Raw genomic sequence first — 26,846 nt, 5'->3', positions numbered from 1 at the left:
GTCAGGTGGCGATAAGCCGCTCGTGCTCTTGCAGGGCAAAGCGGTCGGTCATCCCGGCAATGTAGTCCGACACGATGCGCGCCAGAGCTGTCTCGCCCTCCGCCGCTTCCACATCCTTGCGCCACTGTTTGGGCAGCTGATCGGGGTGCGCGAGGAAGTAGGGAAAGAGCTCTTCGACCACGCAGGTGACGCGTGCGCGCATCTCCACCACCGCCGGCGCGCGGTACATGCGGTCAAAGAGAAAGGCGCGGATCACCTTGAGGTCCGCAAAGACCTCATCGGAAAAGCGGATGATCGTGCGCCCCGCCGTCCTCACATCACCCGCCGAGCGCGGGTCCAGATCCCGCAGCCGCCGCTGCGCGAATTCGATCACATCCTCGACCAGAAGACCAAAGAACCGCCGCAACGCCTCGTGCCGCCGCCGGTAATAGTTGAGCCCTGGATAGCGTCGGTCCACCGCCTCAAAACACCCCTGCAGAATGGGCAGCTCCGCCAGCTCATCGGTCGAAAAAAGCTCCGCCCGCAGCCCGTCGTGCAGATCGTGGTGATTGTAGGCGACGTCATCCGAGATCGCGGCCACCTGCGCCTCGGCACTGGCGAATGTGTGCAGCTCCAGATCATGCGCCTCGGTGTAGGTCTGTAGCGCCCAGGGCACCGGGGCCTCCACCGGACCATTGTGCTTGGCCAAGCCTTCCAGCGTCTCCCACGTCAGATTGAGCCCGTCGAAATCCGCATAGTGCCGTTCCAGATGCGTGACGATGCGGATGGCCTGCGCGTTGTGATCAAAGCCGCCGTAGGGCTCCATCAGGGCCGACAGCGCATCCTCACCGGTGTGGCCAAAGGGCGTGTGACCCAGATCATGGGCCAGCGCGATGGCCTCTGTCAGCTCGGGGTTGAGCCCGAGCGCCCCGGCGATGGTGCGCGCCACCTGTGCCACTTCGATGGAATGGGTCAGCCGGGTCCGGTAATAGTCGCCCTCATGCTCGATAAAGACCTGGGTCTTGTGCTTGAGCCGCCGGAAGGCGCTGGCATGGATGATGCGGTCGCGGTCACGCTGGTAGCAGGAGCGAAAGGTGCTTTCTTCCTCGGACACCCGCCGTCCTCGCGTCTGTGCAGGATCCGTTGCATATATCGCGGTCATGGCTGGTCCTTGTGGGCAGTGCTCGGGATCTCTATATTCGGTGCTGAGCCCGGATGAAACCACCCCCAAGGAGCGTCCTCATGCAACTGCCGCCCAAAGTCACGTCCCGCGCCTTTGACAGGCTGGCCGAAATCGGTGCCGCCACCGACGGCAAAGCGCTGCGCATCGCAGTGGATGGGGGCGGCTGTTCCGGATTTCAGTACGACATCGCGCTCGATGAGCCGCGCGAGGACGATCTGGTGCTCGAAGGCGCGGGCCAAAAAGTCGTGGTTGATGCGGTTTCGCTGCCGTTTCTGGGCGGGGCGACAATTGATTTCAGCGAAGAGCTGATCGGCGCGCGGTTCGTGATCGACAACCCCAATGCTTCCAGTTCCTGCGGCTGCGGCACGTCGTTCTCGATGTAGTGTCGCGCAGGCTCAGTCAGCCCGCGCAAATCCCTCAAAGAAGGCGCCGAACTGGTCGGAGGACTGCTCCGCTTCGCTGAGCACGGCCTCACCATCGTGGCCCACGGCATCGGTTACGGCCTGGCGCATCCGGCTCCAATCCGCACTGCGCGCAGCCCCGAGGTGGAACATGTATTCCGACATTGCCCGCAGCGGGCCTTTCTGCCCACCCCGCCGCTGGATGGTCAGCCCTGCGGCCTCTGGCTGACCGGGGAACTGGGGCCGGTCCGCAAAAGCCGCCCACCAGCTGGTCACCAGATACTCGTGATACGCATCCGCGCCGCCGGGATCACGCGGGCTCAGGACGAAACCGCGCATCTGCTGTTCGACCCAATCCTCCCAGATCGGGCTGGGCATCTTGCCGGCAAAGCGCATGGCGACGCAAACCTCGGCGAGCAGATCAACGTCGAGATCGAGATAGGCCAGCAGCCCCGCGAACTCCAGACTGGTGATGGCGGCGGGGTCGAAACCGGGGTCGGTGACCCCGTAGTCCGACAGATAAAAGACGATATGTGTCAGCTCGTAGACTGCCTTTTTGTTGGGCAATGCAAAGGTTTCGGATCGGTTGATAAAGCGGTGCAACCGCTCGGTCAGCTGCGGATCGTCCGTGGTGACGCCCCGCCGGGCCAAAAGCCGCCGCGCCTCGGCGCGTTGCAGATCGGAAAGCTCCGCCTCCGGCAGCCCCATACGGGCGGCCCAGTCGCACAAACCCGTCCCGGTGCCGTCTGTCCGGATCCCCAGATCCTCCAGATCGAGGCAGATAGAGAGCAGGAACCGGTAGTATTGTGGGAAAAACCGCAGCCGTTCGTCCAACCCGTCATAGATCCGCAGGTAGGGCGCCAAGGCCTCGGCAGGCACTATCGCACCACCGCTGGCCAGAATGTTCAAAAGCTCCGCGTTTTCCTTCAGCCAGAAGACATCGTCACGCCGACGCCTGTTGCAGCAAAAGTTGCCCAGAAAGACCGACTGGCGTTCCGCGAGAGGCAGTTTGCGCGGCAGATCCAAAGAGACGACGTTAGACATGGGGGTTCTTCCTTTGTCCCGAGCACCGGCCGCGCGTTGCGTGGAGCCCGGACCCGCAGGGGTCCGGACCTGTTTGTTGCGTTACATGGAGGTCGTGAAGAGACCGGTGACATCACCCGACAGCGTATCGCTGCCCGAGACCATGCTCGTTGTGAATTGGCCGGTTTCGGCGCCGGTGAGAGTCGAGGCTTCCGGGCCCATGGACGTGGTGAAGAGACCCGTTGCCTCACCGCTCATGATGTCGCCGCTTGCAGGGCCCATGCTGGTGGTAAAAAGCTCGGTTCCTGCACCGCAGTGCAGATCCGTTTGCGGTGCATCGTGATCGATTTGTGTTGCAGTGCGGCGTGCCAAGTTGGTGGTCATTGATCGTCCCTTTCCAGTGAAGTGATTACCCCTTCAGCCTTGCCCCCTTAACGAGAGTTGCAAAGGTATTTTCGCGTTAAGAATGTGTTAACCCCCAGTTATCCACACAAAAATCCGAGCGTAGTGAACGGCGGAGTTTGAGAAGTCGATCTGGTAATCTTCGTTAATTTTTTTTTATCCACAGAGGGTAATTCTGTGGATATTAACCAAATCAGGCTCTTTTTGGTTAACCATTAACAAGAATCACCTTAACGAAATGCTGCATTGCCGCGACTTGTTGGCTTGCCCTGCGTCCGGTGCTGGGCGATAGCAAGGCATCAAGGAGAGCCTGCGCATGAAGATCGCCACATTCAACATCAACGGAATCAAGGCACGAATCGCGGCGCTGCCAGAGTGGCTTGATGAGGCAAAGCCCGATGTGGTGCTCCTGCAGGAGATCAAATCCGTTGATGACGCCTTTCCCCGCGCGCTCTTCGAGGACCGGGGCTACAACGTCGAGACGCACGGTCAGAAAAGCTTCAACGGTGTGGCGATCCTGTCGCGGCTGCCCTTGGAAGATGTGACACGCGGGCTGCCCGGGGATGACGGTGACGAACAGGCGCGCTGGATCGAGGCAACTGTTATGGGAGAGCGTACAGCCGTGCGGGTGTGCGGGCTCTACCTGCCCAATGGGAACCCGGCACCGGGACCGAAGTATGACTACAAGCTTGCGTGGATGCAGCGGCTGCAGACCCGGGCAAAAGAACTTCTGGCAGAAGAGACGCCGTTTCTGATGGCCGGTGACTATAACATCATTCCACAGGCCGAAGATGCAGCCGCGCCGGACAGCTGGCGTGAGGATGCGCTCTTTCGACTGGAAAGCCGTACCGCCTTTCGCGCGTTGCTCAACCTAGGGCTGACGGATGCCTTTCGCGCGCGGGTGCAGGGACCCGGGCACTACAGTTTCTGGGATTATCAGGCAGGCGCGTGGAATCGCAACCAAGGCATCCGCATCGACCATATCCTGTTGTGCCCTCAGACCGCGGACGCCTTGCGCGACTGCGTGATCGACAAAGAGGTGCGCGGGCGGGACAAACCGTCCGATCACGTACCAGTCTGGGTTGATTTGGACGGGTGACCTCGTTCTGCACCCGTGCCTGTCGTCCTCCCGAGGCGAGGCTTTTCTGATCGTATGAAAACCGGTTTAAACCGCTGATAAAAAGCGCTTTTCCATGCGGCACGAAACAGCGGCTCGCGGCGATTTTCGATCTTCGGACGATTTCTTCGGTAACTTTCTGGGAACCATGTCAGGGAGCGCACGTTGTGTCGGTGCTCAACAGCGATACACATCTGTGTCCGAGCAAAATGAAGGAGTTATTACGATGAAACGCTTTACAATCACCGCAACCGCCTTGCTGCTTTCCACTGGTGCCTATGCCGCCAGCTCTGTGCAAAGTGTCGAGGTCGAAGCTGATCTTACCGCCGTCCAAAACGCCGAGGCCGCCCAAGTGTGGGGCAACCTGAGCGCCGATCTGGAAGCGGAGATCGCCGAACGCCTGGTGTCGCGGATTGACGATGAAGGCGCCACCGTCGAGGTGGACATCGATGAGATCGAGCTTGCCAACATGTTTACCCAGACCATCGGCACAGCAGACAGCAAACTTGTCGGTGACGTGGAAATCGATGCGCCGGGCCTCTTCAACAAGATGGACTATACGCTGACCGTTTCAGCGGAGCAGGCGATGGCCTACTACCCATCCGGGACAACGCCCGGTGAGGTGCTGGTGGACAGCCAAGTCTACTATGATGCCATGCTCGACGCGTTTGCGGACAACATTGCCTCCAAGTTCGATAGCTAAATCGAGCTTGTCGAGCGGTTGACGCTACGACTGTACAATAAAGGCGCTGCTTCGATCGGGGCAGCGCCTTTTGCGTCGTCTTGTTACTACTCTCTCACGCCTCCAGCTCAGCGTCCCAGTAAAGGAAATCCATCCAGCTTTCGTGCAAATGGTTCGGCGGGAATTTCCGGCCCATGTTGCGCAGCTCTTCGGCACCGGGTTGCCGGGGCGGTTTGCGCAGCGACAAGCCTGTCCGGTGCAGCGGCTTGGCCCCTTTTTTGAGATTGCAGGGGGAGCAGGCCGCGACAACATTCTGCCAGCTGGTCACACCGCCATCCGCCCGCGGCACCACGTGATCAAACGTCAATTCACCCTTCGCACCGCAGTACTGACAGCGGAATTCATCCCTCAAAAATAAATTAAAGCGCGTGAAGGCCACGCGCTTTTGAGGTTTTACATAGTCTTTCAGGACAACGACCGACGGGATCCTGATCTCGGTACTCGGGCTTCGGACGATGTCCTCGTATTCAGCCACAATGTCCACCCGGTCGAGCCAGGCCGCCTTGACCGCATCCTGCCACGGCCAGAGCGAGAGCGGGTAGTAGCTCAGCGGCCGGTAATCCGCATTCAACACCAGCGCAGGCCGGTGTCGCAGCGCCGCAGGGTTGCGCGTGAAATCCGTTCTAAAATCGCCATCCATGTGCAGGCACACTCCTTGCCGATCCGTCTGTTGTCCCACGTCTGCCGCGCCACCAGCCCGTGTCGTCTATCCGGACTATATCTCGTGGCAGGAAGGTGGCAAGTCCTAGTATGGCCACAAGATGTCGCAACACCGTTAGGGCTGTTTCGTAACGCCAAGGTGACAGATCGAGGCGCTGTTTTCAGCGTCGCCGCCCGGCGATGAGGTCAGTCGCACGGGGATGCCATCCACCCCAGACCTCTCTGCGGATGAGACAAGCGTGCAGCACAGAACCGGACAAATGACGGCAGCATGCCCCGACGATGCTGATAACGACGGGGCCCGCTCCGATGACGCGCCGTCGGCCCCTGGCTCATGGATCTGGTTACCTCCTTGCCCGCAATGCCGCGAGCTCAGTGCTGCAGGTGTAGCGAGCCTGTGGAACGACCTGGATCGCATCTTCACATCACAGCGCGTTCGATACTGATGGATCTCCTGCGCAATGCCAGGCGAATGGGCCTGCGGTCATCGACCAAACGAATTCCTGAGCCCTGATCGCGATCACATGATCCGCCCGGGCAACCGAAAGCTCACCACCGCGCCCTGCCCGTCGGGCAGGTTCGTCGCGGTCAAGGTGCCCCCGCGCGTGTAGATCAGCCGTCGCACGCCAAAAAGACCAAATCCGCTGTCAACCCGCAGCGACCCATTGTCCAGAAACAACAAGGCCGGATCGCTGAAACCGGTGCCATTGTCACTGATCGCGACCTCAACACAGCCGTCACCACCGTCCTTCAAGCTCAGCCGCAACTCCAGACCCCAACCAAGCGGCACGTTTTCTGGTGAGCCAGCGGGTGGCTGACCGTGCTTGATGGCATTGTCGACCAAATTGCGCAGGATGATCTGAAACACCGTTCGGTCGCCTTCGATCACCCCGGTGTCCGCATGAAACACGCAATGCTTCATCGGGTCGAGTACCTGAGCCACCTCGTCGACGAGTTCCGAGAACTCGAACTGCACCGTCTCGTGCAAGGGGGTCACCGCCTGCGCCTGCGACAACACATCACCAATCAGCGCGGTCGTCTTTTTCGCGGTTTTTTCCAGCATCCCGATCAGTTCCAGCTTGCCATCGCCTCTGTCCTCAAAGTCGTCCCGCAGCATCTCGGCGATCTGGGAGACATTGCGCATGGGCGCCCGCAGATCATGCGCCGCCAGATTGATGAAATCCTCCATCTCGCCATTGAGCGCGCTCATCTCGGTCTGCACCTCGCGCATGACCTGCCTGCCGGACATATCCGTCGAACTGCCAAAGATGCGCGTCACCCGCCCCTCCGCGTCGGTGACCGGCCGCAGGGCGGTCCGCACAAGGCGCTGGATCCCGCCCAGTGGCAGGAGGATCTCGTAAACCGCAGGTTCGCCAGAGGCCAGCACGCGCAGATGATGATCCAGCGCGATCTCACCCAATCGCCCTCCGTACACCTCGGCCGCCGTCCGCGCGATGATGTCATCCAGAGGGCGCTGAATAACGTTCAAGGCAAAGGTATTGAAGGCGGCGTATCTGGGCATGCCCTCATCATCCGGTTCGAGAACGAACACGGCATGATCAATGAGATCGAGCAGATCGATTTCGAAACGCTGCATGCACAAACTCCACCGGTGGACGATGCCCGACGGCGGTTAAATTGCGATGAATGATCGCCAATGACCTCTGCCTGACAATCGAGATGCCAGTATGCCACATTTTGGTGATCACGGTTGCCTTGCAGCGAGTGCCCGGGTTGGAAATGACGGCTACAGCTCTGTGCGCTAGAGGCTCAGCTTGTCGCGCATGAAGGCCAGCGCAACTGACAGACCATCCGGGGCGATACCGTGACCGGTGCCCTTCATGATATGGGCAAAGACGTCCTTCCAGCCTGCCTGTTGCAGCGCCTCTGCGGCTTCGGGCAAGGATTGCGGCGGCACGACGTCATCGGCATCCCCATGCACCAGCAGCACGGGCGGACGCACCTGCACCTCATCGGCCAGCGTCTCCGGTCCCAACAAACGGCCGGAGAAGCCCACGACACCCGCAACCGCATCCTCGCGCCGGGGTGCAACGTGCAGAGACATCATCGTCCCTTGCGAGAAACCAAAAAGCACGACCTGCTCCGGCAGCAGGTCCTCGTCCACCATCAGCGCGTCGAGAAAGGCGTTCAGATCATCGACCGCCTGCATCATCCCGCGCATGGATTCCTCTTCGGACGAGCCATCAATCCAGGGAATGGGGAACCACTGGAAACCCATGGGCGCCCCGGCACAGGCCTCGGGCGCGTCGGGCGCCACAAAAAGCGTGTCGGGCAGGTGCTCGCCCAACGGATCCGCAAGGCCCAGCAGATCCGCGCCATTGGCGCCGTAGCCGTGCAGGAACACCACGATTGAGCGTGTCTGCCCGGAAACCGGCGCCCGCCTGCCCGCATTCAAAACCCGTGTCATGTGATCCCATCCCTTTGCTTGGCCACCCGGTAGTACGTAAAGAGCAATCGCGCCGCAACCGACCGCCAGGGCGACCAGGCCTGTGCCATCTCGCGCAGTGCGCGCTCCTTGGGTCGCTCGGGCATGTCGTAGATCATCCGCGCCGCTTCCTGCAGTGCCAGATCACCGGGCGCGAAAACATCCGCACGCCCCAGCGAAAACATCGCGTAGACCTCAGCCGTCCAGACACCGATGCCGGTAACGGCGGTTAATGTGCCGATGACCTCGGCATCCGGAACCTCGCGCAGCGCATGAAAATCAATGCCGGCATCCGCCAAAGCATGGGCATAGCGCGCCTTTTGCCTGCTGAGCCCGAGGGCACGCAATTCCTCCGCGCTGAGGCTCAGCACTGCCTGCGGCGTCGTGGCCCCTGCCTGCTCCAGCCGCGACCAGAGTGCCCGCGCCGAGGCGACGCTGACCTGCTGTCCGACGATGGCGCGCAAAAGCTCGGCAAATCCATCCGGCCTGCGGCGCAGCGGCAAAGGGCCGGTCGCCGCCAACGCCCGCTTCAGATGTTGGTCCTGTCGCGCTAGCCAGTCCGCCCCTTCGGCCACGTCGGCCTGCGTGTTGATCAACCGGCCCGGGCTCATCCGTCGGCTTCCCAGGCGAGCGCTTCCGTCACCGTTTCGACCCGTGGCGTGTGGCCGGGCGGATCCGGACGCGCCACCATCGACACACGCAGTCCGAGGCGACGCGCCGCCAGCAGTTTCGAAATGCTGGCGCTGCCCCCCACGTTTCGGCAGATAAGCCGGGTGATCCGTAACTCGCGGAACAACACTTCCTCCTGCAGTTGCGGATAGGGCGGTTGCCCGCTCACAAACCGGGCGAATCCGAAGGGCGGGGCATCGGTCGTCGGATGGTTTTGGCGGATATAGAGCCGTTGTCCCTGAAAATCTTCGAAGGCATCCAGATTGGCGCGCCCGGTGTTGCAAAAGACCCGCTCGCCCCGCGTGACGGCCTCCGCCGCTTTGCGCAGGCTGCGAAACTGGCTCCATCGATCCTGGCGACCGGGCGTCCATTCGGGCCGCAAGACGCGCAGATACCGCAGATCAAGCCGGGTCGCGGCGTGCACCGTCTGACGAACGATCCGGGCATCGAAAGCATGGCTGGCGTCGATGATGCAGGTGACTTTCTCGCTCCGCAGCCAGTCTTCCAACGCGGCCTGGTCCCCGAAGGCGCCAATGCGCGTCGGCACCGGCAAGGCGTCAAACGTTCGTTCCGGCGCGGGGAGCGACGCAATGACCTGCCGCCCGCGGGCCAAAAGCTTGCTGATGAGCCCGTGCGCTTCGCGGGCGCCTGCCATCACCAGAGTTGTCCCGCGCTGCACCATGGTTGGACTTTACGCGCGGCAACCGGCAACACAAGGGCCGCAGTGTGCAGCGCCCGAGCGATGCGACAGCCTGTGGCCCGCCCCACATCACCGCGGTTCCGCGCGATCAGCGAATCAGTCACGGAGCGACACCGCGCTGAGGGCGCTTCGCACCCCGCATGCAACGGCCAACCCGACAGGTGACGAGAGCCCTTGCTCCGCCCGCGCAGGCGCAGTACCCAAGCGCCATGCAAGCCGAAAACGATACCCGCGCGAAACGCAACGTGGCCGTGCTGGTGATGGCGCAGGCGCTTATGGGCAGTCAGATCGTCATGATCTTCGTCGTGGGCGGGCTTGCGGGACAACAGATGGCGGTGAACGCCTGTCTGGCCACGCTGCCCATCTCCATGATCGTTTTCGGGTCGATGACAACGGCGCCGTGGCTGTCGGCGGTGATGCAGCGGTGGGGCCGCCGGGCGGGTTTTCTGCTGGGTGCGCTCGGCGGGCTGGCGGGGGCGGCGATCTGCGCCTACGCGCTGACCGTCTCGCAGTTCTGGCTGTTTCTGGTCGGCAGCTATATGACCGGCATCTACATGTCGTCTCAGGGGTTTTTCCGCTTTGCCGCGGCGGACTCCGCCTCGGACGCTTTCCGGCCCAAGGCCATTTCCTACGTCATGGCGGGCGGGCTCTTGTCCGCCGTCATCGGGCCGCAGCTGGTCGGTCTGCTGACCGGCAACAATCCTGACGCCACCGTCATGCGCTATTTTCCGATCTATCTGGCGGCAATGGGGCTCAACGTGCTGGGCATGCTGCTGTTTCTCTTTCTGGACAGCCCGCGGCCCGTTCCTGTGACCGCACACAGCCCCCGGGGGCGCACGCTGGGGCAGTTGCTCAAAACGCCGCGGATCGCCGTTGCCGTGGTCTGTGCGATGGTTTCCTATGCGCTGATGAACCTTGTGATGACGTCGACACCCCTTGCCGTCGTCGGCTGCGGTTTCACGGAGCCGGATGCCGCCAACGTGGTATCAGGCCATGTATTGGCGATGTTCGCGCCATCGTTTTTCACCGGCCATCTGATCCTGCGCTTCGGAGTGGAGCGCATCATGGGGCTGGGTCTGCTCATCCTCGGGGCAGCGGGTGCCGTGGCGCTCTCGGGCGTCGAGCTGGGGCACTTCTTTGTCGCCCTCATCCTGCTCGGGCTCGGCTGGAACTTCGGCTTCATCGGGGCCACCACGATGCTGGCGGGCGCGCATGAGCCCCATGAACGGGGCCGGATGCAGGGGCTGAATGATCTGCTGGTTTTTGGCGGCGTTACACTGGCCTCGCTGTCGTCGGGTGGCTTGATGAACTGCTCCGGCGGCAGCGCCGAGCAGGGCTGGGCCGCGGTCAATATCGCCATGATCCCCTTTCTGGTCCTCGCCGGGGGTGCACTTATCTGGTTGGTCATGCGCCCCAAACCGCAGCCGGTCTGAGCGGCTCCAGCGGCTCTCGGGCCCCGTCAGATCCGGCGCAAGAGACGCGCCCCGATCAACGTCAGGCTCCGCAGCACGGGAGGTTCCGCCAGCGCGCCGCGCGCGACCAGCGCGGGCGTGCGCCCGGCGCGGCGCAGGATCCCCCGTGCACGCCATCCGGACAACAGCACCAGCCGCGCGGGCGCGTCGAGGTGACGCTGAGCTGACAGGCCCCCAAGCGCCTCCTTGGCCAACCGCGCCAGCGTCTCTGGCCTGCCGTCGTGCATCGGGCGTTTCCCGCGCGCCTCCAGCTCCGGCAGCGCCAGCAGCCAATTGGCAAAGGCCACGGCACGGGCCGTGCGGCGAAAGGCGGCTTCGTGATCGAAGGAGGACCCCAAGGCCAGCGCCGCGATCCACAGCAAGGTGCCGGTGGTCGCGTCCAGATAGCGCCACAGTGCGGCCTCATCCTCGAAAGCTTCGCTGCCGATGTCCCAGCGGCGTGCCTCGATCAGCGGATCGAGCGCCTGCGCCTGCGGCGCGGTGAGCGCGCGGCTGAGCGGGGTGACGACCTCATGGGCGCGCACCGGCTCACCGCCCGCAATCTCCGCCAAGGCGTCCCGCCACCATTGCAGGCGCATCTCTGCGATTATCGGTTCCTGCGTGACCCATGGCGCGCGCGAGACCTCCACATTGAAAGCGTAGAGCGGGAACAAGACCTCTCGCGCAGGCAGCGGGCTGGCCATGGTCGCGGCAAAACGGTCGGGATCCCCGCGTTCGACCAGTGCAGCGCAGGCGTTGAACTCAGCGGCAGCGCTCATCGCGGGGCGACGACGCTCAGCAGATACCCGGCCTCGCGACGATGCGCGCGCCAGCAGGCCGCCTCCTCCTCTGCCTCATCGAGCACTTGCGTCAGGGCTGCATCCGCTCCCGGACGCAGCGCCGCGATGCGCGCATCGAGCGGGCCGTAATAAGCCTCCCATGCGGCGTCGGAGACGCGGCGGGTCCCCAGCGTTCGGTATCCGGCGGCCTCAACCCGCGCGTCAATACCGGCAGCGTCTGTCATCGCGGGATAGTCGGCCCACATGGCGCGCATCCGGTCGCTGGGGGCGTCGGTGAACCAGCAGGGTTCGGAAAAGGCGATGCTGCCGCCGGGCCGCAGGGATTTGCGCCAGGCACTCAGCGCCTCTGTGACCCCGAGGAAATAGACCGCCCCCGCGCACCAGATCAGATCATATGAGTTGGCGATGCTGGCCATGTCAGCCTTCAGCACCGTGACCCGCGGATCGGGCGCCCAGCCTGCGCGGGCCTGATCCACGAAATGCGCCGTCTTGTCGAGCGCCGTGACATGACCCTGAGGCGCAGCCGCCAGCAGTGCGGCGATGTCTGCGCCCGGCCCGCAGGCAACATCCGCGATCTGCGCGGTGGCGGACGTCCCGGCCACCGACGCGGCCCATGCCACATCCGCCGCCTCGCCCGGACCTTCACGCGGAAGGTCCCGGTGCAGAGCAAAGAAGGCCTCAAAATAAGCGCTCATGCGGGTGCGCCTGTATCTCGAAGGATCTTCCAGCGGATCGCATCCAGCAGCGCCTCGAAAGATGCGTCGACTATGTTGGGGGACACGCCGACGGTGGACCAGCGCCGCCCCTGCCCGTCCTCGCTGTCGATGATCACGCGGGTCACGGCCTCGGTCCCGCCCTGGGTGATGCGGACCTTGAAATCCACCAGCCGCATGTCGTCTATCACCGACTGATACGGCCCGAGATCCTTGGCCAGCGCCTTGGCCAGTGCGTTGACGGGCCCGCGGTCGGAGCCTGTCTCATCCATGCTCTCGCTGACGGAGAGCTTTTTCTCGCCCCCCACCTTCACCACGACGACGGCTTCGGAGAGGCTCACCATCTGGTCGTACTTGTTCTTGCGGCGCTCCACCGTGACCCGGTAGCGCTTGACCTCGAAGAATTCCGGCATCCGGCCAAGTGCCGCCCGGGCAAGCAGTTCGAAGCTGGCCTGCGCCGTGTCATAGGAATACCCCTGCGCCTCGCGCGATTTGATCTGATCGAGGATGAGACCGAGGGCGGGATCGTCCTTTGCCACGGTCAGACCAGCCCCGGCGAGCCGTTCGCGCAGGTTCGACCGGCCCGCCTGATTGGACATGGGGATGATCCGCGCGTTGCCCACGGCGGCGGGATCGATATGCTCGTAGGTGCTGGGGTCCTTGAGCATGGCCGAGGCGTGAAGCCCGGCTTTATGCGCAAAGGCCGAAGAGCCCACGAAAGCCGCCTGGCGGAAGGGCACCCGGTTGAGGATCTCGTCCAGCATGCGGCTGGTGCGGGTGAGATCCTTGAGCGATTCCTTTTTGACACCAATGGCATAGCGGCTGGCGAAAGGTTCCTTGAGCAGCAGGATCGGGATCAGGGTCGTGAGGTTCGCGTTGCCGCAGCGCTCGCCCAGACCGTTGAGCGTGCCCTGGATCTGCTGTGCGCCCGCGAGCACCGCGGCGAGCGTGCAGGCGACGGCGGTTTCCGTGTCATTGTGGGTGTGGATGCCGAGGCGCTCGCCGGGAATGCCTGCGGCGATGACCTCGCCCGTGATGCGGCCCACGGTCTCCGGCAGTGTGCCGCCGTTGGTATCGCAGAGCACGACCCAGCGGGCACCGGCCTCATAGGCGGCTCGCAGGGTGGCGAGCGCGTAGTCGGGGTTGGCGAGGTAGCCGTCAAAGAAATGCTCGGCGTCAAAAAGCGCCTCGCGCCCGATACTTACCAGATGCTCGATGGAGCGGCGGATGTTGTCGAGGTTTTCCTGCGCCGTGATCCCGAGCGCCGCGGTCACGTGAAAATCATGCGCCTTTCCGACGAGGCAGACCGCGGAGGTGCCTGCGTTGGCCACGGCGGCAAGCACGTCGTCGTTCTCCGCCGAGATGCCTGCGCGCTTGGTCATGCCGAAGGCGGTGAGGGTCGCACGGGTCTTGGGAGCGGCCTCGAAAAAGGCGTTGTCGGTGGGGTTGGCGCCAGGCCAGCCCCCTTCGATGTAGTCGATCCCGAGCGTGTCGAGCGCTGTGGCGATCGCGCCTTTCTCCTTGGTGGAGAACTGGACGCCCTGGGTCTGCTGACCGTCGCGCAGGGTGGTGTCATAAAGCGTCAGGCGGGTGCGGGTCATGGGGTGACCTCCGGTGCCGAAAGGGCGTCGGTGGGCCGTCGGTACGGCGTCGGTATCACGTCGGTATCACGTCGGTGCGCCGCGCGCGGTGGTGTCAGAAACCATTCATGCCTCGGGCGGGGATATGTGTCGGCAGAAGGGGCCTGCTGCGGTTGGGCAGTGCGGGGGCGAAGCTGCGGCTTTTGCCGCGCCAGATCGCGATCCGCGTAACGCAGGATCTGCGACCTGTGACAGCCCCTTGCTTGTGTTTGCGCCATGCGCTGGAACGTGCCGCGTGTGGCAGGGACAGCGTCCGGCATCTGTCTCGACGAGCAGTTCGCCAGAACACCGCATTCGCACCTTCCGGTTGCGGCGGTATCTTGCGGGACGCGCAGCGGAGCGGATCGCAGCCGACCCTCTGTTACCATCCGTGCAGGCAATCGCGCCGTGCCGCTTGCGGCACGGCCAGCGTCCGGCTTCCACCCACGGCTGGGCACTGTCGCCGGTCGTGCAGGTAAAGTGCCAGACATCCGCGACCGTCCGCGCCAGCGGCGCGGACAGCCCCCGACCGCCCCCCCGGGCGGGGGCTTCCCCCCCACCCGCGGTCGGGGGCTGTCCTCGGTAGGGTGCGTCATCATTTCAATGCGTCCAGTTTCGATAGATCTACGCTCTGCCCCAAGCTCCACTGGGAACCATCTTTTGCATCTTTCACGATGATCCCGGCCTGCGCCAAACCATCTCTGATGCGGTCCGCTTCTTCGAACCTTTTTTGCTTTTTTGCATCATCACGCCGATCCAAGAGCACATCGATGTCTTTTGCTACCTGCTCGTTCATGCCAGTTTGAAGACCACCGCTATCAACATGACGTCTCTCGACCCAGCCACCGTGCTCTGGCCTCAACAATCCAAGGATATTTGCAGAGGCCAGCAGATCAGCCATGTCCCCCTTGGTTGACATCTGGTGCAACGCCGCCATCGCGCCCGGCACATTCAGATCGTCACTAAGTGCAGCAATCACCTGGGGCGCAGGGCTCGTCGCGGGCTCGATGCCCGCGACGAGCCCACGCCATTTGCGCAGCGTCCTCTCCGCCTCTTCCCGCTTCTTCTCGGTCCAGTCCATGGGCTTGCGGTAGTGTGTGCTCAGCATCACGAACCGGATCACTTCGCCCGGTACGCCTTGGTCCAACAGGTCTCGCACGGTGAAGAAGTTGCCCAGAGACTTGGACATCTTCTTGCCTTCGACCTGCAGCATCTCGTTGTGCATCCAGACATTGGCAAAGCCGTGCCCGGCGCAGCGGCTCTGGGCGATCTCATTCTCGTGGTGCGGAAAGGTCAGGTCGATCCCGCCGCCGTGGATGTCGAAGCGCTCGCCCAGCAGATCGCGGGCCATGGCGGAGCACTCAATATGCCAGCCGGGCCGTCCCCTTCCCCACGGGCTATCCCAGCCGGGCAGGTCAGACGAAGACGGCTTCCACAAGACGAAATCCATCGGGTTGCGCTTGTAGGGGGCGACCTCGACCCGGGCGCCTGCGATCATGTCATCGACCGACCGGCCCGAGAGCGCGCCGTACTCCGCGTAGCTTTCCACGGAGAACAGCACATGGCCCTCCGCGGCGTAGGCGTGACCCTTGGCGATCAGCTCTTCGATCATGGTGACCATCTGCGCGATGTACTCGGTCGCGCGCGGCATCTGGTTGGGCTCCAGCGCGCCCACGGCGGCCATATCGCCCAGAAACCACTGGCTGGTCTCGGCGGTGATGTCACCGATGGGGCGCCCGCTCTCGGCGGCGCGCGCGTTGATCTTGTCGTCCACATCCGTGAAATTGCGCACGTAGGTGACGTGATCCGGCCCGTAGACGTGCCGCAACAGCCGGAAGAGCACATCAAAGACGATCACGGGTCGCGCGTTGCCCAAGTGAGCGCGGTCATAGACCGTGGGACCGCAGACATACATGCGCACATTCGCGGGGTCGATCGGCGCGAAATCCTCTTTCTGTCGGGTTGCGGTGTTATAGAGCCTGAGTGTCGTCATGACATGCGTCCTTGCGCGGGTGTGGCGCGGACATAGCGATCTCTTCTCGGGATGAAAACGACCTTAATCTGCCCGCAATATGCGTTCAGCTAATGAGACAACAAATGAGCGGTTGTGTGGTCATGCGACCGACCTACCGCGGCGCGGGGCACCGGGTCAAGGCTGATTGACGAATCGCGGCGGCTCTGTGCCCCTGCGCGTGAAAGGGACAGGGAGCGGATGATGCGACATTCACAGCGGATCGGCGGGCTGACGGGCGGCGGCTCGGACGGGTGGGACGTGTTTCTCAAGGCGCGCGCGATGATCGCGGAGGGCATGCCGGTGACCGAGCTGACCATCGGGGAGCATGACATCCGCACCGCTGCCCCCATCCTGCAGGAGATGCACCGCAGCGCGCTGTCGGGGCACACCGGCTATGCCGCGGTGCCGGGCACGATGGATCTGCGCGAGACCGTTGCGGCGCGGCTCACCGAGCGGACGGGTGTTCCCACCACGGCGGACAATGTGCTGATCACGCCGGGCGGTCAGGCGGGGCTTTTCGCGGCGCATATGGCGGCCTGCGATCCCGGGGATACCGGGCTCTACGTGGATCCCTATTACGCCACCTATCCCGGCACGCTGCGCGCTGCGGGAGCGGTGCCGCGGGCGATCCGGACCCGGGCGGAGGACGCTTTCCTGCCGTCCGAGGCCGCGCTGCGCTCTGCCGCGAAAGGCGCGCGCAGCCTGCTGATCAACACGCCCAACAACCCCACGGGGGTGGTCTATGATACGGGCACCCTGCAGATGATCGCGGATGTCTGCACGGACGAAGACCTCTGGTTGATCTCGGACGAAGTCTATGACACGCAGATCTGGCAGGGTGCGCATCAGTCTCCCCGCGCGCTGCCCGGCATGGCGGAGCGGACGCTGGTTGTGGGCTCGATGTCGAAATCCCACGCCATGACGGGTTCGCGCTGCGGCTGGGTGGTGGGACCGGAGGCGACGATTGCCCGGCTGATCACACTGGCCACCCACACCACCTACGGCGTGCCGGGGTTCATTCAGGATGCCAGCGCCTTTGCCCTGCAGCAGGGCGCGCAGTTCGAGGCCGAAATCGCAGCACCCTTTCGCCGCCGCAATGCCCGCGCGGCGGAGATCCTCGCGGGGCAGAATACCGTCGGGTTGGTGCCCGCGCAGGGGGCGATGTATCTGATGCTGGACGTGCGGGCGACGGGGATGACGGGCGAGGCCTTTGCCTATGATCTGCTGGAGGCAGAGCGGATCGCGGTGATGCCCGGGGAAAGCTTCGGTGCCTCGGCGGCGGGGCATATCCGGGTGGCGATGACAGTGGAGGATGCCGCGTTCGAGGCCGCGCTTGGCCGGTTGGTGGCCCATGCGGAGAGGCTGGCCGCCTGAGACTGGCACGACCGCAGCGGCGCAGGGTCAGAAGGTATCAGACCGTGTCTGACCGGCGCGGGATGCGCGTCGCGGCCCGTCTGACAGCGATGACTCTGGCACGCTGCGGGCGCGGTCTGTGATGCACCGCCAAGAATAAGGCCCGGCCGCACGCGGCGACCGGGCCTGTCCCAAGGGGGATCCTGGTCGGGAGGGTCAGAACTGCCAGGATGCCCGCAGGGTGATGGTGTCAGCGTCGGCATCCACGCCGTCGCTGCCGATGTCGTCAAATTCATGCATCAGGTATTCACCGGAAATGATGAACTGCTCTGTGGCCTTGTAGGAAACGCCAAGACCGTAGAACTCACCGGTGTCATCGCCGACGGAGGTATCAAGCTCCGCAAGGCCCGCCGTGGCATAGACCAGCGTGCGGCCGAAGTCATAGCCGCCGCGCAGCTTTGCACGCCAGACGTTGTCCACTTCGGCACCCACGGGATCAAGGTCAAAGCCCGCATCGTCATAATCGAGCTCACCACCCACAACCCAGCTGCCAAAGTCGTAGTTGTAGCCCGCGTGCAGACCGAATGTGGTGTCATCGCCGTCGGAGCCGTCGATGGCGCCGTCGCCCTCCACGTCGATATCGCCGATCTGGGCACCGGCGTAGAAGCCTGTCCAGTCGCCGCCGGTGTAGACCGGTGCGGGCGGGGGCGCGGCGGGGGCGGGCGTGATCACCGGTTCTTCCAGGGATCCGGCCAGCACTGGCGCCGTCATTATTGTTGTCGCGGCTATTGCGGCTGCTGCACTCAGTACTCTTTTCATGGGTATGTCCTTCGTTGAGGTTGCGAGCGCCTGCCTGTGGCGCTCTATGGTGCATAACTGTGGATCCGCGCAATTGGTTCAATGTGCCGCGATCACGCTGCTGCGAGGCGGCGGAAAAGAGCGCAAATCGCCCGATTCAGCGGTGTTTTATCGGCGGGGATCTGCTGCGTTCGCCTCAGATGATCACAATGTCGAAAAGCGACCGCGTGTCGCAAACGCGCTTGACGCAGCAGGACCGCTGCCGTGACACTGATCCCGGAGGGAGGCGCGGAGCGATGCAAGACGATTTTAGCAAGATCAACCTGATTGTCCGCACCATCGGGGCGGAACGGGGACGCGCGGCCAGGGGGCGCCCAGCGGCAGGCTGAGTGCAATGCCCTTCCCGTTTCCCGTTGAGGACCCCTGATATGACACAGACACTGAAATCCCGCGGCGGTGGTCGCGCGGCGCGTCGTGCGGCCCGTGCCGCCCCGCTGGCCGCGCATCTGCGCCCGGTACGTCCCGGGATGAGCGGCGGCACCTACCGCCCACTCTCGCCCGACGACATGACCCGCATCCACCGCGCCGCCCTTGCCGCGCTGGAGGAGATCGGGCTGGCGGATGCGCCGCGCTCCGGCATAGAGCGGCTGACGGCGGCGGGTGCTGTGCTGTGCGAGGACGGCCGCCTGCGGTTTCCACCGGCGCTGGTGGAGGATGCGCTGGCCATTGCCAACCGCACCGTCACCCTGCACGGGCGCGATCCTTCCCATGATCTGGATCTCTCGGGCAGCCGCGTCCACTACGGCACCGCGGGGGCCGCGGTGCATCTGGTCGAGGTGGACGGCCAGAGCTACCGGGAATGCGGGGTGCAGGATCTGCACGATGCCGCGCGGATCGCCGACCGGCTGGACAACATCCACTTCGTCCAGCGGCCGATGATCTGCCGGGACATTCCCGATAATCTGGAGATGGACCTCAACTGCATCTACGCCTGTTGCGCGGGCACGACCAAGCACATCGGCACCGCCTTCACCGACCCCTCTTATGTGGCCGAAGGCATGGAGATGCTGCACATGATTGCAGGGGGTGAGGCCGCCTGGCGCGCGCGGCCCTTCGTGAGCAACTCCAACTGTTTTGTCGTCCCGCCGATGAAGTTCGCGACGGAAAGCTGTCAGGTGATGGAGGCCTGCGTTGATGCGGGCATGCCGGTGCTCCTGCTCTCCGCAGGCATGTCGGGGGCCACGGCGCCGCCCACCATTGCCGGTGCCATCGTGCAGTCAGTGGCCGAGTGCCTCGCCGGGCTGGTCTACGTGAACACGCTGTCACCGGGGCACCCGGCGGTCTTTGGCACCTGGCCTTTCGGGCTGGATCTGCGCACGGGTGCGATGACCGGCGGGTCCGGCGAGCAGGCGCTGCTGACGGCGGGCTGCGCGCAGATGCATGGGTTCTACGACCTGCCCGGTGGCGCTGCGGCAGGGATTGCGGACGCCAAGCTGCCTGACATGCAGGCAGGGTGGGAGCAGATGTGTTCCAACGTGATGGCGGGGCTCGCGGGGCTCAACATGGTCTATGAGGCGGCGGGGATGCATGCCTCGCTGCTGGGGTTCTGTCACGAATCGCTGATCCTGGGCGATGATCTGGTGGGTCAGGCGCTGCGCTGCGTGCGCGGGATCGAGGTCAGCGACGAGACACTGGCGCTGGATCAGATCCGGGCGGTCTGTCTGGAGGGGCCGGGGCATTATCTGGGCACGGAACAGACGCTCAGCCGGATGCAGCTCGATCACGTCTATCCCACCTTCGGGGATCGCACCTCGCCCAAGGAATGGAACGAGCGCGGCAAGCCCGATCTGGTCGCCAAGGCAACGGCCCGGAAGGAAGAGATCCTGAGCACCCGCGCCCCTGCCCGGTTCGATCCGGCCTGCGACGCCGCCTTGCGGGAGAGGTTCCGCATCCACCTGCCCGCCTGAGCCGATCGCCCGCCCTGGTGAGCGTTGGAGGCTGCTTGAGAGGTCGGACGCGCTGCATGGCGATCTGCCGGGCGCGGACGAAAAATGCCCGGTTCCTTGGGGGAGAGAACCGGGCATCCGATAACCGGCCCCCGCGCGGATTGAGGGTACGCGGGGGCCAGATCTACGAAGCCGTGTTAGGCTGGCATCAGGCCCGCTTCCTGGGCTGATTGCACTTCGGCTTCATCCAGCGCACCATCCGCATTCAGGTCCATGGTGGTGAAATCCTCGGCGGTCACATCGGGGAAGACTGCCTGCACCTCGTCGATTGTCAGAACGCCATCGCCATTCGCGTCACCGCTCATCTGTGCATAGGCAGCTGTCGCGGACAGCAGGGCAATCAGGGCGACTGTGGGTTTGGTGATCAGTTTCATTTGGGTACTCCCATTTTTGAGTTCGAACGTAAGTGTTCAACAAGGCGCTGCTCGCGCCTCATGAAGGTAGATGCAGGAACCGGCCATCCCGTCCCCGGGGGCGCTGAGCGAAGGGCCGACGCGCCGTTCCTCGCCGATTGTGACAACTGCAGGTGGCAATCCGTCGCCGAAAAAGGGGGGAATTCGGGGATAGGCGAAAACTCCCCGTCTGGTGCAGCCCCGATCAATGATCATGTTGGAGGCGGTCCCACGGAAAGGAGCCCGCCCATGCAACCCGTGCCGCCCAGATCCCATGTCACGTCCCCCGATCTCGACGCCCTTTTGCCGCGCCTCAGAGGGCGCGCCCGCAGGCTGAGCGACAGCCAGAGCGATGCGGATGATCTGGTTCAGGAAACCGCGCTGAAGCTCTGGACAGCGCTGGCCAAGGGGGCGGAGGTGGAGGATCTGGATCGCTATGCCATGACGATCCTGCGCAATCTCGCCCGGCAGCGCTGGCGGGCGGAGCGGCCCACGGATCCTCTGGAGGAAGAGAGTGCCGCCGTGGCGCCGGTGGCGCCAGCGCGCATGGCCTGTGTGGATCTTGCGGCGGCGGTGGAGCGGTTGCCCGAAGCGCAGGCGGCCCTCATCCACATGATCGCCGCGGGTGAGACCAGCCCCGCCGTGCTGGCAGAGCGCACCGGGTTGCCGCTGGGGACGGTGATGTCCCGACTGTCCCGCGCCCGCGCCACGCTGCGTGACGAAATGGGGATTGCCCGGAAGGCGCCCGTGTCAGACCTCTACTAGGGGCGGCTCTGCAGTGAGCTGACCCGTCAACGCGGCCTCTGCGGACACGTGGGTTCGCCAGCGGGAAACCTGCACCGCCAGCACCCCGGTTGCAGCGGTGCCGCGCACCCTCAACCCGCGGTGGAAGGTGGTTGCAACCACCTTGGCGGGTGGCAACCGACACGCCCAAAGGAAAACGGGACCAACGTGCCCGGTGGCGTGCCTCCGTTCAGGCCCTCTTTGTTAACCGCTCGGTATCTTGCTGCCTGCGGCCTCCGGCGTTTTCGCCTGCGAAGGCGCCGCGTGCGGACACGTGGGTTTTCATGGAAAACCTGCGGTCCGGCACATGGTCGGACCCAAAAAAGAAGGGCGCCGAAGCGCCCTCTTAGTTTCGCCGTTCAGGCTCTCTTTGTTAACCGCTCGGTATTTTTCTGCCTGCGGCCTGAACGTCGTCGGGGGCGAGCGCACCCGCCCCTTGTCCGTTGAGAAATCCGAGGATTTCTCAACGAGGCGGACAGAGCGGGTTTTCACAAGAAAACCTGCGGAGTCCGTCCCCGCCGGATCTTTGAGTAGGCCAGAGATCCTCTGCCCTCCTCGGTTATTCGTCGGGGTCCCGCCAGCTTGGGTTCTGTACGGGACCCCTACACGCCATCACCGGCGCGTTTTCCTAAGCCACCTTTCTTGCCGATTGTTGCAAGACAACCTTGATCTTCATTTGCGGCATTCCAACCATCGAGCCAGTAAACTGACCAATTCCGTTGGTGATCTGCCCACAAAGGCTGAGTTCGAAGTTTCGCATTGGTCCAAATATCGAGATCATGCCGTCGGCATGTTGCGAGACCGAAACGGCACCAACCAATTCGGAACCAACCTCCTTAAACGCTCCCGCAAACAGGAATCCTGAATCCCCTCCGGATACCTCAAGGTTGGAAAGCGTGACCACTCCAGCTCCAAATAGCCCAAGGCTACTCTGGAATTGAACCGTGTACGTGCCGTCTGTCGAGTGTTTCATCTGAATACTCCTTGGTTGCCCACAGGGCTTTGTGAATTTGCGGGATATCTCATGGGATATCCCTGTATATCTCGGCACGCTATTGATCCCCAATTCAGACCGTGATTTTCCCTTCCCCATCGGCCCGTCTGGGACGAATTGGTTTCTCCGGCAGCGTACCAAGTGTTTGCCGGAAGAGCCGGGGAGTGGTGTTCGCGCACCGCTCCCCAACTCTCAATCTCCTCAGCTACACCCGCTCGTCCCGCCGCAGGTATTGCACTTCATGCAGGTCCCGTTGCGCACCAGCGTGTAGTTGCCGCATTCGCCGCAGGCTTCGCCCTCGTAGCCCTGCATCTTGGCCTTGGTGCGGGCGTCCAGCTCGACGGTGCCGGTGCTGACTGACGTTGTCGTGGCGATGGCGACGGCAGCGCTGCCTTGGGACACACCCGCGCCCAGCCCGTCAAAGCCCACGGCTTCTTCGGCAAAGGCCTGATGCTGACCGCCCTGCAACACCACCAGTTCCTGCGGCATGCGGTTGCGCAGATACCCGGTGGAGCTGATCTGTTTCAGCACTTCGAGGGATTTGGCCGCCGCCGTCTCGGAAATCTCCGAGACATTGCTGACACCGTCCTCCTCGCCCCGGCCCAGATCGTCGAAGGTGTGCCCGGCGGGCGCCACATGTGCCAGATCCGTCCGGTCGAGGTAGCTGACCGCCAGTTCGCGGAACACGTAGTCGAGGATCGAGGTCGCGTTCTTGATGGTCTCGTTGCCCTGCACCATGCCCGCAGGCTCGAACTTGGTGAAGGTGAAGGCGTCCACGAACTCTTCCAGCGGCACGCCATATTGCAGACCGACAGAGACCGCGATGGCGAAGTTGTTCATCATCGCCCGGAAGCCCGCCCCTTCCTTGTGCATGTCGATGAAGATCTCGCCGAGGTTGCCGTCTTCGTACTCACCGGTGCGCAGATAGACCTTGTGACCGCCGACGATGGCCTTTTGCGTATAGCCCTTGCGGCGCTGAGGCATCTTTTCGCGGTGCGATTTGACGATCTCCTTGACCACGACCTTTTCGACGATCTTTTCGGCCAGCACGACCGCTTTCTCCTGCGGGGTGCCGCTCTCCAGCGTCTCGGCGGCCTCTTCGTCGTCCTCCACCAGAGCGGCGGCCAGAGGCTGGCTGAGTTTGGAGCCGTCACGGTAGAGCGCGTTGGCCTTCACCCCCAGCGACCAGCTCAGCTCATAGGCCTTCTGGCAGTCCTCGATGGTGGCATCATTGGGCATGTTGATCGTCTTGGAGATCGCGCCCGAGATGAAACTTTGCGCCGCGGCCATCATGTGGATGTGGCTGTTCACGCTGAGGTAGCGCTTGCCCTTCTTGCCGCAGGGGTTGGCGCAGTCGAAGATCGGCAGATGCTCTTCTTTCAGGTGCGGCGCGCCTTCCAGCGTCATTGTCCCGCAGACGTGATCGTTGGCGGCGTCGATCTCGGCCTTGGAGAAGCCCAGATGCCGGAGCAGATCGAAAGTCGGGTCGTTGAGCTTTTCGGCGGGGATGCCGAGGACCTGCGCGCAGAATTCCTCGCCCAGCGTCCACTGGTTGAAGACAAAGCGGATGTCGAAGGCAGAGGCGAGTGCTGCATCCACCTTGGCCAGTTCCTCAGCCCCGAAGCCGTGACCGGCCAGTGCGGTGTGGTTGATCCCCGGCGCGTTGCCGATGGTGCCGTGACCCACGGCGTAGGAAACGATCTCCTCGATCTGGGCAGAGCCGTAGCCTTGCTTTGCCAGGGCGGCGGGCACCGACTGGTTGATGATCTTGAAGTAGCCACCGCCCGCGAGTTTCTTGAACTTCACCAGCGCAAAGTCAGGCTCGATCCCCGTGGTGTCGCAGTCCATGACCAGACCGATGGTGCCGGTGGGTGCGATGACGGAGACCTGCGCATTGCGGTAGCCGTGTTTCTCGCCCAGTTCCAGCGCCTGGTCCCAGGCACCGCGCGCCACATCGATCAGGCGATCATCCGGGCAGTTGCGATAATCCAACGGCACCGGCGCGACCGAGAGCGCCTCATACCCGCCGACTTTGCCGTTGGCGGCAGTGCGGTGGTTGCGGATGACGCGCAGCATGTGGTCCGCGTTCTTGGCATAGCCCGGGAAAGGACCCAGCTCGCCCGCCATCTCGGCGGACGTGGCGTAGCTGACGCCGGTCAGGATCGCGGTGAGCGCGCCGCACAGGCTGCGGCCCTCGTCGCTGTCATAGGAATACCCCATGTTCATCAGCAGACCGCCGATGTTGGCATAGCCCAGACCCAGCGTGCGGAAGTCATAGGAGCGCTGCGCGATTTCCTTGGACGGGAACTGCGCCATCATGACGGAGATTTCCAGCGTCACGGTCCAGAGCCGCGTGGCGTGCATGTAGTCCTCGACCTGGAACACGCCGTCCTGCAGGAAGGTCAGCAGGTTCATCGACGCCAGATTGCAGGCGGTGTCGTCGAGGAACATGTATTCCGAGCAGGGGTTGGAGCCGCGGATCGCGCCATCCTCGGGGCAGGTGTGCCAGTCGTTGACAGTGTCGTGGTACTGGATGCCCGGATCGGCGCAGGCCCAGGCGGCGTGGCCCACCTGTTCCCATAGCTCGCGGGCCTTGACGGTCTTGGTGACCGAGCCATCGACGCGGTTGATCAGCTCCCAGTCCGCGTCTTTTTCGACGGCCTTGAGGAAGGCATTCGTCACCCGGATCGAGTTGTTGGAATTCTGGCCGGAGACGGAGTTATAGGCCTCGCTGTCCCAGTCGGTGTCGTATGTCGGGAACTCGATGGAAGTGTGGCCCTGCTTGGCGTAATCCAGCACGCGCTTGACATACGTTTCCGGGATGGAGACCTTTTTCGCCTCCCGGATCGCCTTCTTCAGCGCGTCGTTCTTGGCCGGATCATAGGCATCCTCGACCGTGCCGTCCCACTCGCGGATCGCGGTGAAGAGCAGGTTGAGTTTCTGTTCGTGCATCTTGGAGCCGGCGACGATGCTGGCCACTTTCTGCTCTTCGATGACCTTCCAGTTGATGAAATCCTCGATATCGGGGTGATCCGCATCGACGATGACCATCTTGGCCGCGCGGCGGGTGGTTCCGCCCGATTTGATGGCGCCTGCGGCACGGTCCCCGATCTTGAGGAACCCCATCAAACCGGACGATTTGCCGCCGCCCGACAGCTTCTCGCCCTCTCCGCGGAGCGATGAAAAGTTGGTGCCTGTTCCCGAGCCGTATTTGAACAGCCGCGCCTCACGGACCCACAGATCCATGATGCCGCCGTCGTTGACCAGATCGTCGGAGACGGACTGGATAAAGCAGGCGTGGGGCTGCGGGTGCTCGTAGGAGGATTTGGATTTGGTCAGCTTGCCGGTGCGGTAATCCACGTAGTGGTGGCCCTGCGCGGGGCCGTCGATCCCGTAGGCCCAGTGCAGGCCGGTGTTGAACCACTGCGGGGAATTGGGCGCGGCACGCTGGCTGGCGAGCATGTGGCGCATCTCGTCATAATAGCTTTGCGCGTCGGCCTCGGAGGTGAAGTAGCCCCCCTTCCAGCCCCAGTAGGCCCAGGCACCGGCGAGCCGGTCGAAGACCTGCTTGGAGGAGGTCTCGCCGCCCATCTCGGCGCCGTCTGCGGGGACCGAGCGCCAGAGGAATTCGGGCACGCCCTTTTCCTTGACCTTGCGGGTGGCGGACGGAACGCCCGCCTTGCGGAAGTATTTCTGGGCGATCACGTCGCTGGCGACCTGGCTCCAGGCGCCGGGCACTTCGACATCATCGAGGCGGAAGACCACCGTGCCGTCGGGGTTGCGGATCTCGGATGCGGTGGTCACGAAATCGAGCTCTGCGTATGCGTCCTGCCCGGCCTTGGTGAATTTGCGTTCGATTTTCATTTTTGTCGCTGCCTCGTCTTCAGCTTGTTTCTGTCGTGGAGCGCCGGGGCCCTCCGATCCTTCTGGACAGATCACTACGACGGGCCCGTGCCGCACTCATCACGGGCGCCGGTTCGGGTCTGTCCCGATTGTGGTTGTGTCGTATCACTCTGCCTTGCCGCACCGGCCACTATATGTTGTGGCCGTGTCGGCTGTTCACACAAATTGACGTATCTTCCCCTATCAGGTCAACGGATTTTTTTACCCTTCGGCGAAGTTTCGGCGCTTGACGTCGCCGTTCCCGTGGCCCGGCGCCCGCACCGGGTGATTCAATGTATTAACAGTGGGTTAATATCCCCAGAACGCCAGTGGAGGATCCGGCGGGGCGCGCCCACAGATTTGTCAGTGGATAGGCAGGTTTAGCGCCGAGAAAGCGGATCAGGACCGATCTTCTCCACAGGGCGGGTAAACCTTAACGCACCTCCGGCGCACGGATCGCATGATGATGGCAGCCGCATCACAGCCGAGCCACACCGGTCCCGTTTTCCCGCAGAGCGATCCTTTTGCCTCCCCATATATAGCGAGGCTGCCCGGGGCTTTGCCCGGATGATGACTACATCTGGTAGTACGCGGCCGGACCTTGAGGCACCTCCGGTTGGCTCGGACCGACCGTTTGAACCAAGCGATTCTATCTCCGACGGCTGATGCTGCCGTTCTTGACGCGCCGACCATCGACACCACCGCCTGCGCAACAGCGA

23 protein-coding genes are annotated in these 26,846 nt (G+C 63.5%); 7 read left to right on the top strand and 16 right to left on the bottom strand.

Annotated features, from left to right (window positions below):
• Position 1 precedes the first annotated feature (1 nt).
• The gene (locus Q1A53_RS09440) at positions 2–1,141 is read right to left on the bottom strand and encodes a deoxyguanosinetriphosphate triphosphohydrolase (protein WP_299965559.1); all 1,140 of its coding nucleotides are present in this window, start codon (positions 1,139–1,141) and stop codon (positions 2–4) included.
• 80 nt (positions 1,142–1,221) lie between these two features.
• Between Q1A53_RS09440 and Q1A53_RS09435 the strand changes: the two genes are divergently transcribed.
• Entirely contained in the window at positions 1,222–1,545 is a 324-nt protein-coding gene (locus Q1A53_RS09435) for an iron-sulfur cluster assembly accessory protein (RefSeq protein WP_299965557.1), read from the top strand.
• A gap of 12 nt (positions 1,546–1,557) precedes the next feature.
• Here Q1A53_RS09435 and Q1A53_RS09430 read toward each other — a convergent pair whose 3' ends face one another.
• Positions 1,558–2,607 carry a hypothetical protein gene (locus tag Q1A53_RS09430; protein ID WP_299965555.1) on the bottom strand — a complete coding sequence of 350 codons (1,050 nt, stop codon included), beginning with the start codon at positions 2,605–2,607 and terminating at the stop codon, positions 1,558–1,560.
• A gap of 81 nt (positions 2,608–2,688) precedes the next feature.
• Positions 2,689–2,970, bottom strand: coding sequence for a DUF6749 domain-containing protein (locus Q1A53_RS09425; RefSeq protein WP_299965552.1), 282 nt, complete (start codon positions 2,968–2,970; stop codon positions 2,689–2,691).
• 334 nt (positions 2,971–3,304) lie between these two features.
• Here Q1A53_RS09425 and xth point away from each other — a divergent pair, with 334 nt between their 5' ends.
• On the top strand, positions 3,305–4,087 hold the full coding sequence (gene xth, locus Q1A53_RS09420) for an exodeoxyribonuclease III (protein WP_299965549.1): 783 nt from the start codon (positions 3,305–3,307) through the stop codon (positions 4,085–4,087).
• Between the two features lie 244 nt (positions 4,088–4,331).
• Entirely contained in the window at positions 4,332–4,808 is a 477-nt protein-coding gene (locus tag Q1A53_RS09415; protein WP_299965545.1) for a hypothetical protein, read from the top strand.
• Positions 4,809–4,902: 94 nt separating this feature from the next.
• Here the strand turns inward: Q1A53_RS09415 and Q1A53_RS09410 are convergent, their stop codons facing one another.
• From Q1A53_RS09410 to Q1A53_RS09390, 5 genes are all read right to left on the bottom strand, one after another.
• Positions 4,903–5,487, bottom strand: a complete 585-nt coding sequence (locus tag Q1A53_RS09410) for an HNH endonuclease (protein WP_299965543.1) — start codon at positions 5,485–5,487, stop codon at positions 4,903–4,905.
• Between the two features lie 540 nt (positions 5,488–6,027).
• Positions 6,028–7,104 (bottom strand): HAMP domain-containing sensor histidine kinase, encoded by a 1,077-nt coding sequence (locus tag Q1A53_RS09405; protein ID WP_299965541.1) that lies wholly within the window; start codon positions 7,102–7,104, stop codon positions 6,028–6,030.
• 165 nt (positions 7,105–7,269) lie between these two features.
• Positions 7,270–7,935 (bottom strand): alpha/beta fold hydrolase, encoded by a 666-nt coding sequence (locus Q1A53_RS09400; RefSeq protein WP_299965538.1) that lies wholly within the window; start codon positions 7,933–7,935, stop codon positions 7,270–7,272.
• On the bottom strand, positions 7,932–8,564 hold the full coding sequence (locus Q1A53_RS09395; protein ID WP_299965536.1) for a DNA-3-methyladenine glycosylase 2 family protein: 633 nt from the start codon (positions 8,562–8,564) through the stop codon (positions 7,932–7,934). Before Q1A53_RS09395 ends, Q1A53_RS09400 begins: the two co-directional genes overlap by 4 nt.
• Entirely contained in the window at positions 8,561–9,277 is a 717-nt protein-coding gene (locus Q1A53_RS09390) for a precorrin-6A/cobalt-precorrin-6A reductase (RefSeq protein ID WP_299965534.1), read from the bottom strand. The genes Q1A53_RS09395 and Q1A53_RS09390 overlap by 4 nt, the downstream gene beginning before the upstream one ends.
• A gap of 254 nt (positions 9,278–9,531) precedes the next feature.
• Here Q1A53_RS09390 and Q1A53_RS09385 point away from each other — a divergent pair, with 254 nt between their 5' ends.
• Positions 9,532–10,755 (top strand): MFS transporter, encoded by a 1,224-nt coding sequence (locus Q1A53_RS09385; RefSeq protein WP_299965532.1) that lies wholly within the window; start codon positions 9,532–9,534, stop codon positions 10,753–10,755.
• Between the two features lie 26 nt (positions 10,756–10,781).
• Here the strand turns inward: Q1A53_RS09385 and Q1A53_RS09380 are convergent, their stop codons facing one another.
• The 4 genes from Q1A53_RS09380 to cysS form a co-directional block, all read right to left on the bottom strand.
• Positions 10,782–11,552: a squalene/phytoene synthase family protein gene (locus tag Q1A53_RS09380; protein ID WP_299965530.1), complete on the bottom strand. Its 771-nt coding sequence runs from the start codon at positions 11,550–11,552 to the stop codon at positions 10,782–10,784.
• The gene (locus Q1A53_RS09375; protein WP_299965528.1) at positions 11,549–12,268 is read right to left on the bottom strand and encodes a class I SAM-dependent methyltransferase; all 720 of its coding nucleotides are present in this window, start codon (positions 12,266–12,268) and stop codon (positions 11,549–11,551) included. The genes Q1A53_RS09380 and Q1A53_RS09375 overlap by 4 nt, the downstream gene beginning before the upstream one ends.
• Positions 12,265–13,887, bottom strand: a complete 1,623-nt coding sequence (cimA, locus tag Q1A53_RS09370) for a citramalate synthase (protein WP_299965526.1) — start codon at positions 13,885–13,887, stop codon at positions 12,265–12,267. Before cimA ends, Q1A53_RS09375 begins: the two co-directional genes overlap by 4 nt.
• Positions 13,888–14,500: 613 nt before the next feature.
• Positions 14,501–15,898, bottom strand: coding sequence for a cysteine--tRNA ligase (gene cysS / locus Q1A53_RS09365; protein ID WP_299965524.1), 1,398 nt, complete (start codon positions 15,896–15,898; stop codon positions 14,501–14,503).
• A gap of 222 nt (positions 15,899–16,120) precedes the next feature.
• Here cysS and Q1A53_RS09360 point away from each other — a divergent pair, with 222 nt between their 5' ends.
• The gene (locus Q1A53_RS09360) at positions 16,121–17,293 is read left to right on the top strand and encodes a pyridoxal phosphate-dependent aminotransferase (RefSeq protein WP_299965522.1); all 1,173 of its coding nucleotides are present in this window, start codon (positions 16,121–16,123) and stop codon (positions 17,291–17,293) included.
• 195 nt (positions 17,294–17,488) lie between these two features.
• Here Q1A53_RS09360 and Q1A53_RS09355 read toward each other — a convergent pair whose 3' ends face one another.
• On the bottom strand, positions 17,489–18,091 hold the full coding sequence (locus tag Q1A53_RS09355) for a porin family protein (RefSeq protein ID WP_299965520.1): 603 nt from the start codon (positions 18,089–18,091) through the stop codon (positions 17,489–17,491).
• A gap of 407 nt (positions 18,092–18,498) precedes the next feature.
• Here Q1A53_RS09355 and Q1A53_RS09350 point away from each other — a divergent pair, with 407 nt between their 5' ends.
• Positions 18,499–20,037: a trimethylamine methyltransferase family protein gene (locus tag Q1A53_RS09350; RefSeq protein WP_299965518.1), complete on the top strand. Its 1,539-nt coding sequence runs from the start codon at positions 18,499–18,501 to the stop codon at positions 20,035–20,037.
• Between the two features lie 176 nt (positions 20,038–20,213).
• Here Q1A53_RS09350 and Q1A53_RS09345 read toward each other — a convergent pair whose 3' ends face one another.
• Positions 20,214–20,450, bottom strand: a complete 237-nt coding sequence (locus Q1A53_RS09345) for a hypothetical protein (RefSeq protein ID WP_299965516.1) — start codon at positions 20,448–20,450, stop codon at positions 20,214–20,216.
• A gap of 267 nt (positions 20,451–20,717) precedes the next feature.
• On the opposite strand from Q1A53_RS09345, the gene Q1A53_RS09340 reads away from it, so the two are divergent.
• Positions 20,718–21,233, top strand: coding sequence for an RNA polymerase sigma factor (locus Q1A53_RS09340; RefSeq protein ID WP_299965514.1), 516 nt, complete (start codon positions 20,718–20,720; stop codon positions 21,231–21,233).
• Positions 21,234–21,879: 646 nt separating this feature from the next.
• Here the strand turns inward: Q1A53_RS09340 and Q1A53_RS09335 are convergent.
• Together Q1A53_RS09335 and Q1A53_RS09330 are read right to left on the bottom strand one after the other, a co-directional pair.
• The gene (locus tag Q1A53_RS09335) at positions 21,880–22,224 is read right to left on the bottom strand and encodes a GrlR family regulatory protein (RefSeq protein ID WP_299965512.1); all 345 of its coding nucleotides are present in this window, start codon (positions 22,222–22,224) and stop codon (positions 21,880–21,882) included.
• Between the two features lie 222 nt (positions 22,225–22,446).
• On the bottom strand, positions 22,447–26,109 hold the full coding sequence (locus Q1A53_RS09330) for a vitamin B12-dependent ribonucleotide reductase (RefSeq protein ID WP_299965509.1): 3,663 nt from the start codon (positions 26,107–26,109) through the stop codon (positions 22,447–22,449).
• Positions 26,110–26,846 lie beyond the last annotated feature (737 nt).

The organism is uncultured Roseobacter sp. (assembly GCF_947496515.1).
Classification (GTDB): Bacteria; Pseudomonadota; Alphaproteobacteria; order Rhodobacterales; family Rhodobacteraceae; genus Roseobacter.
This window is presented reverse-complemented; position numbering and strand designations above follow the sequence as displayed.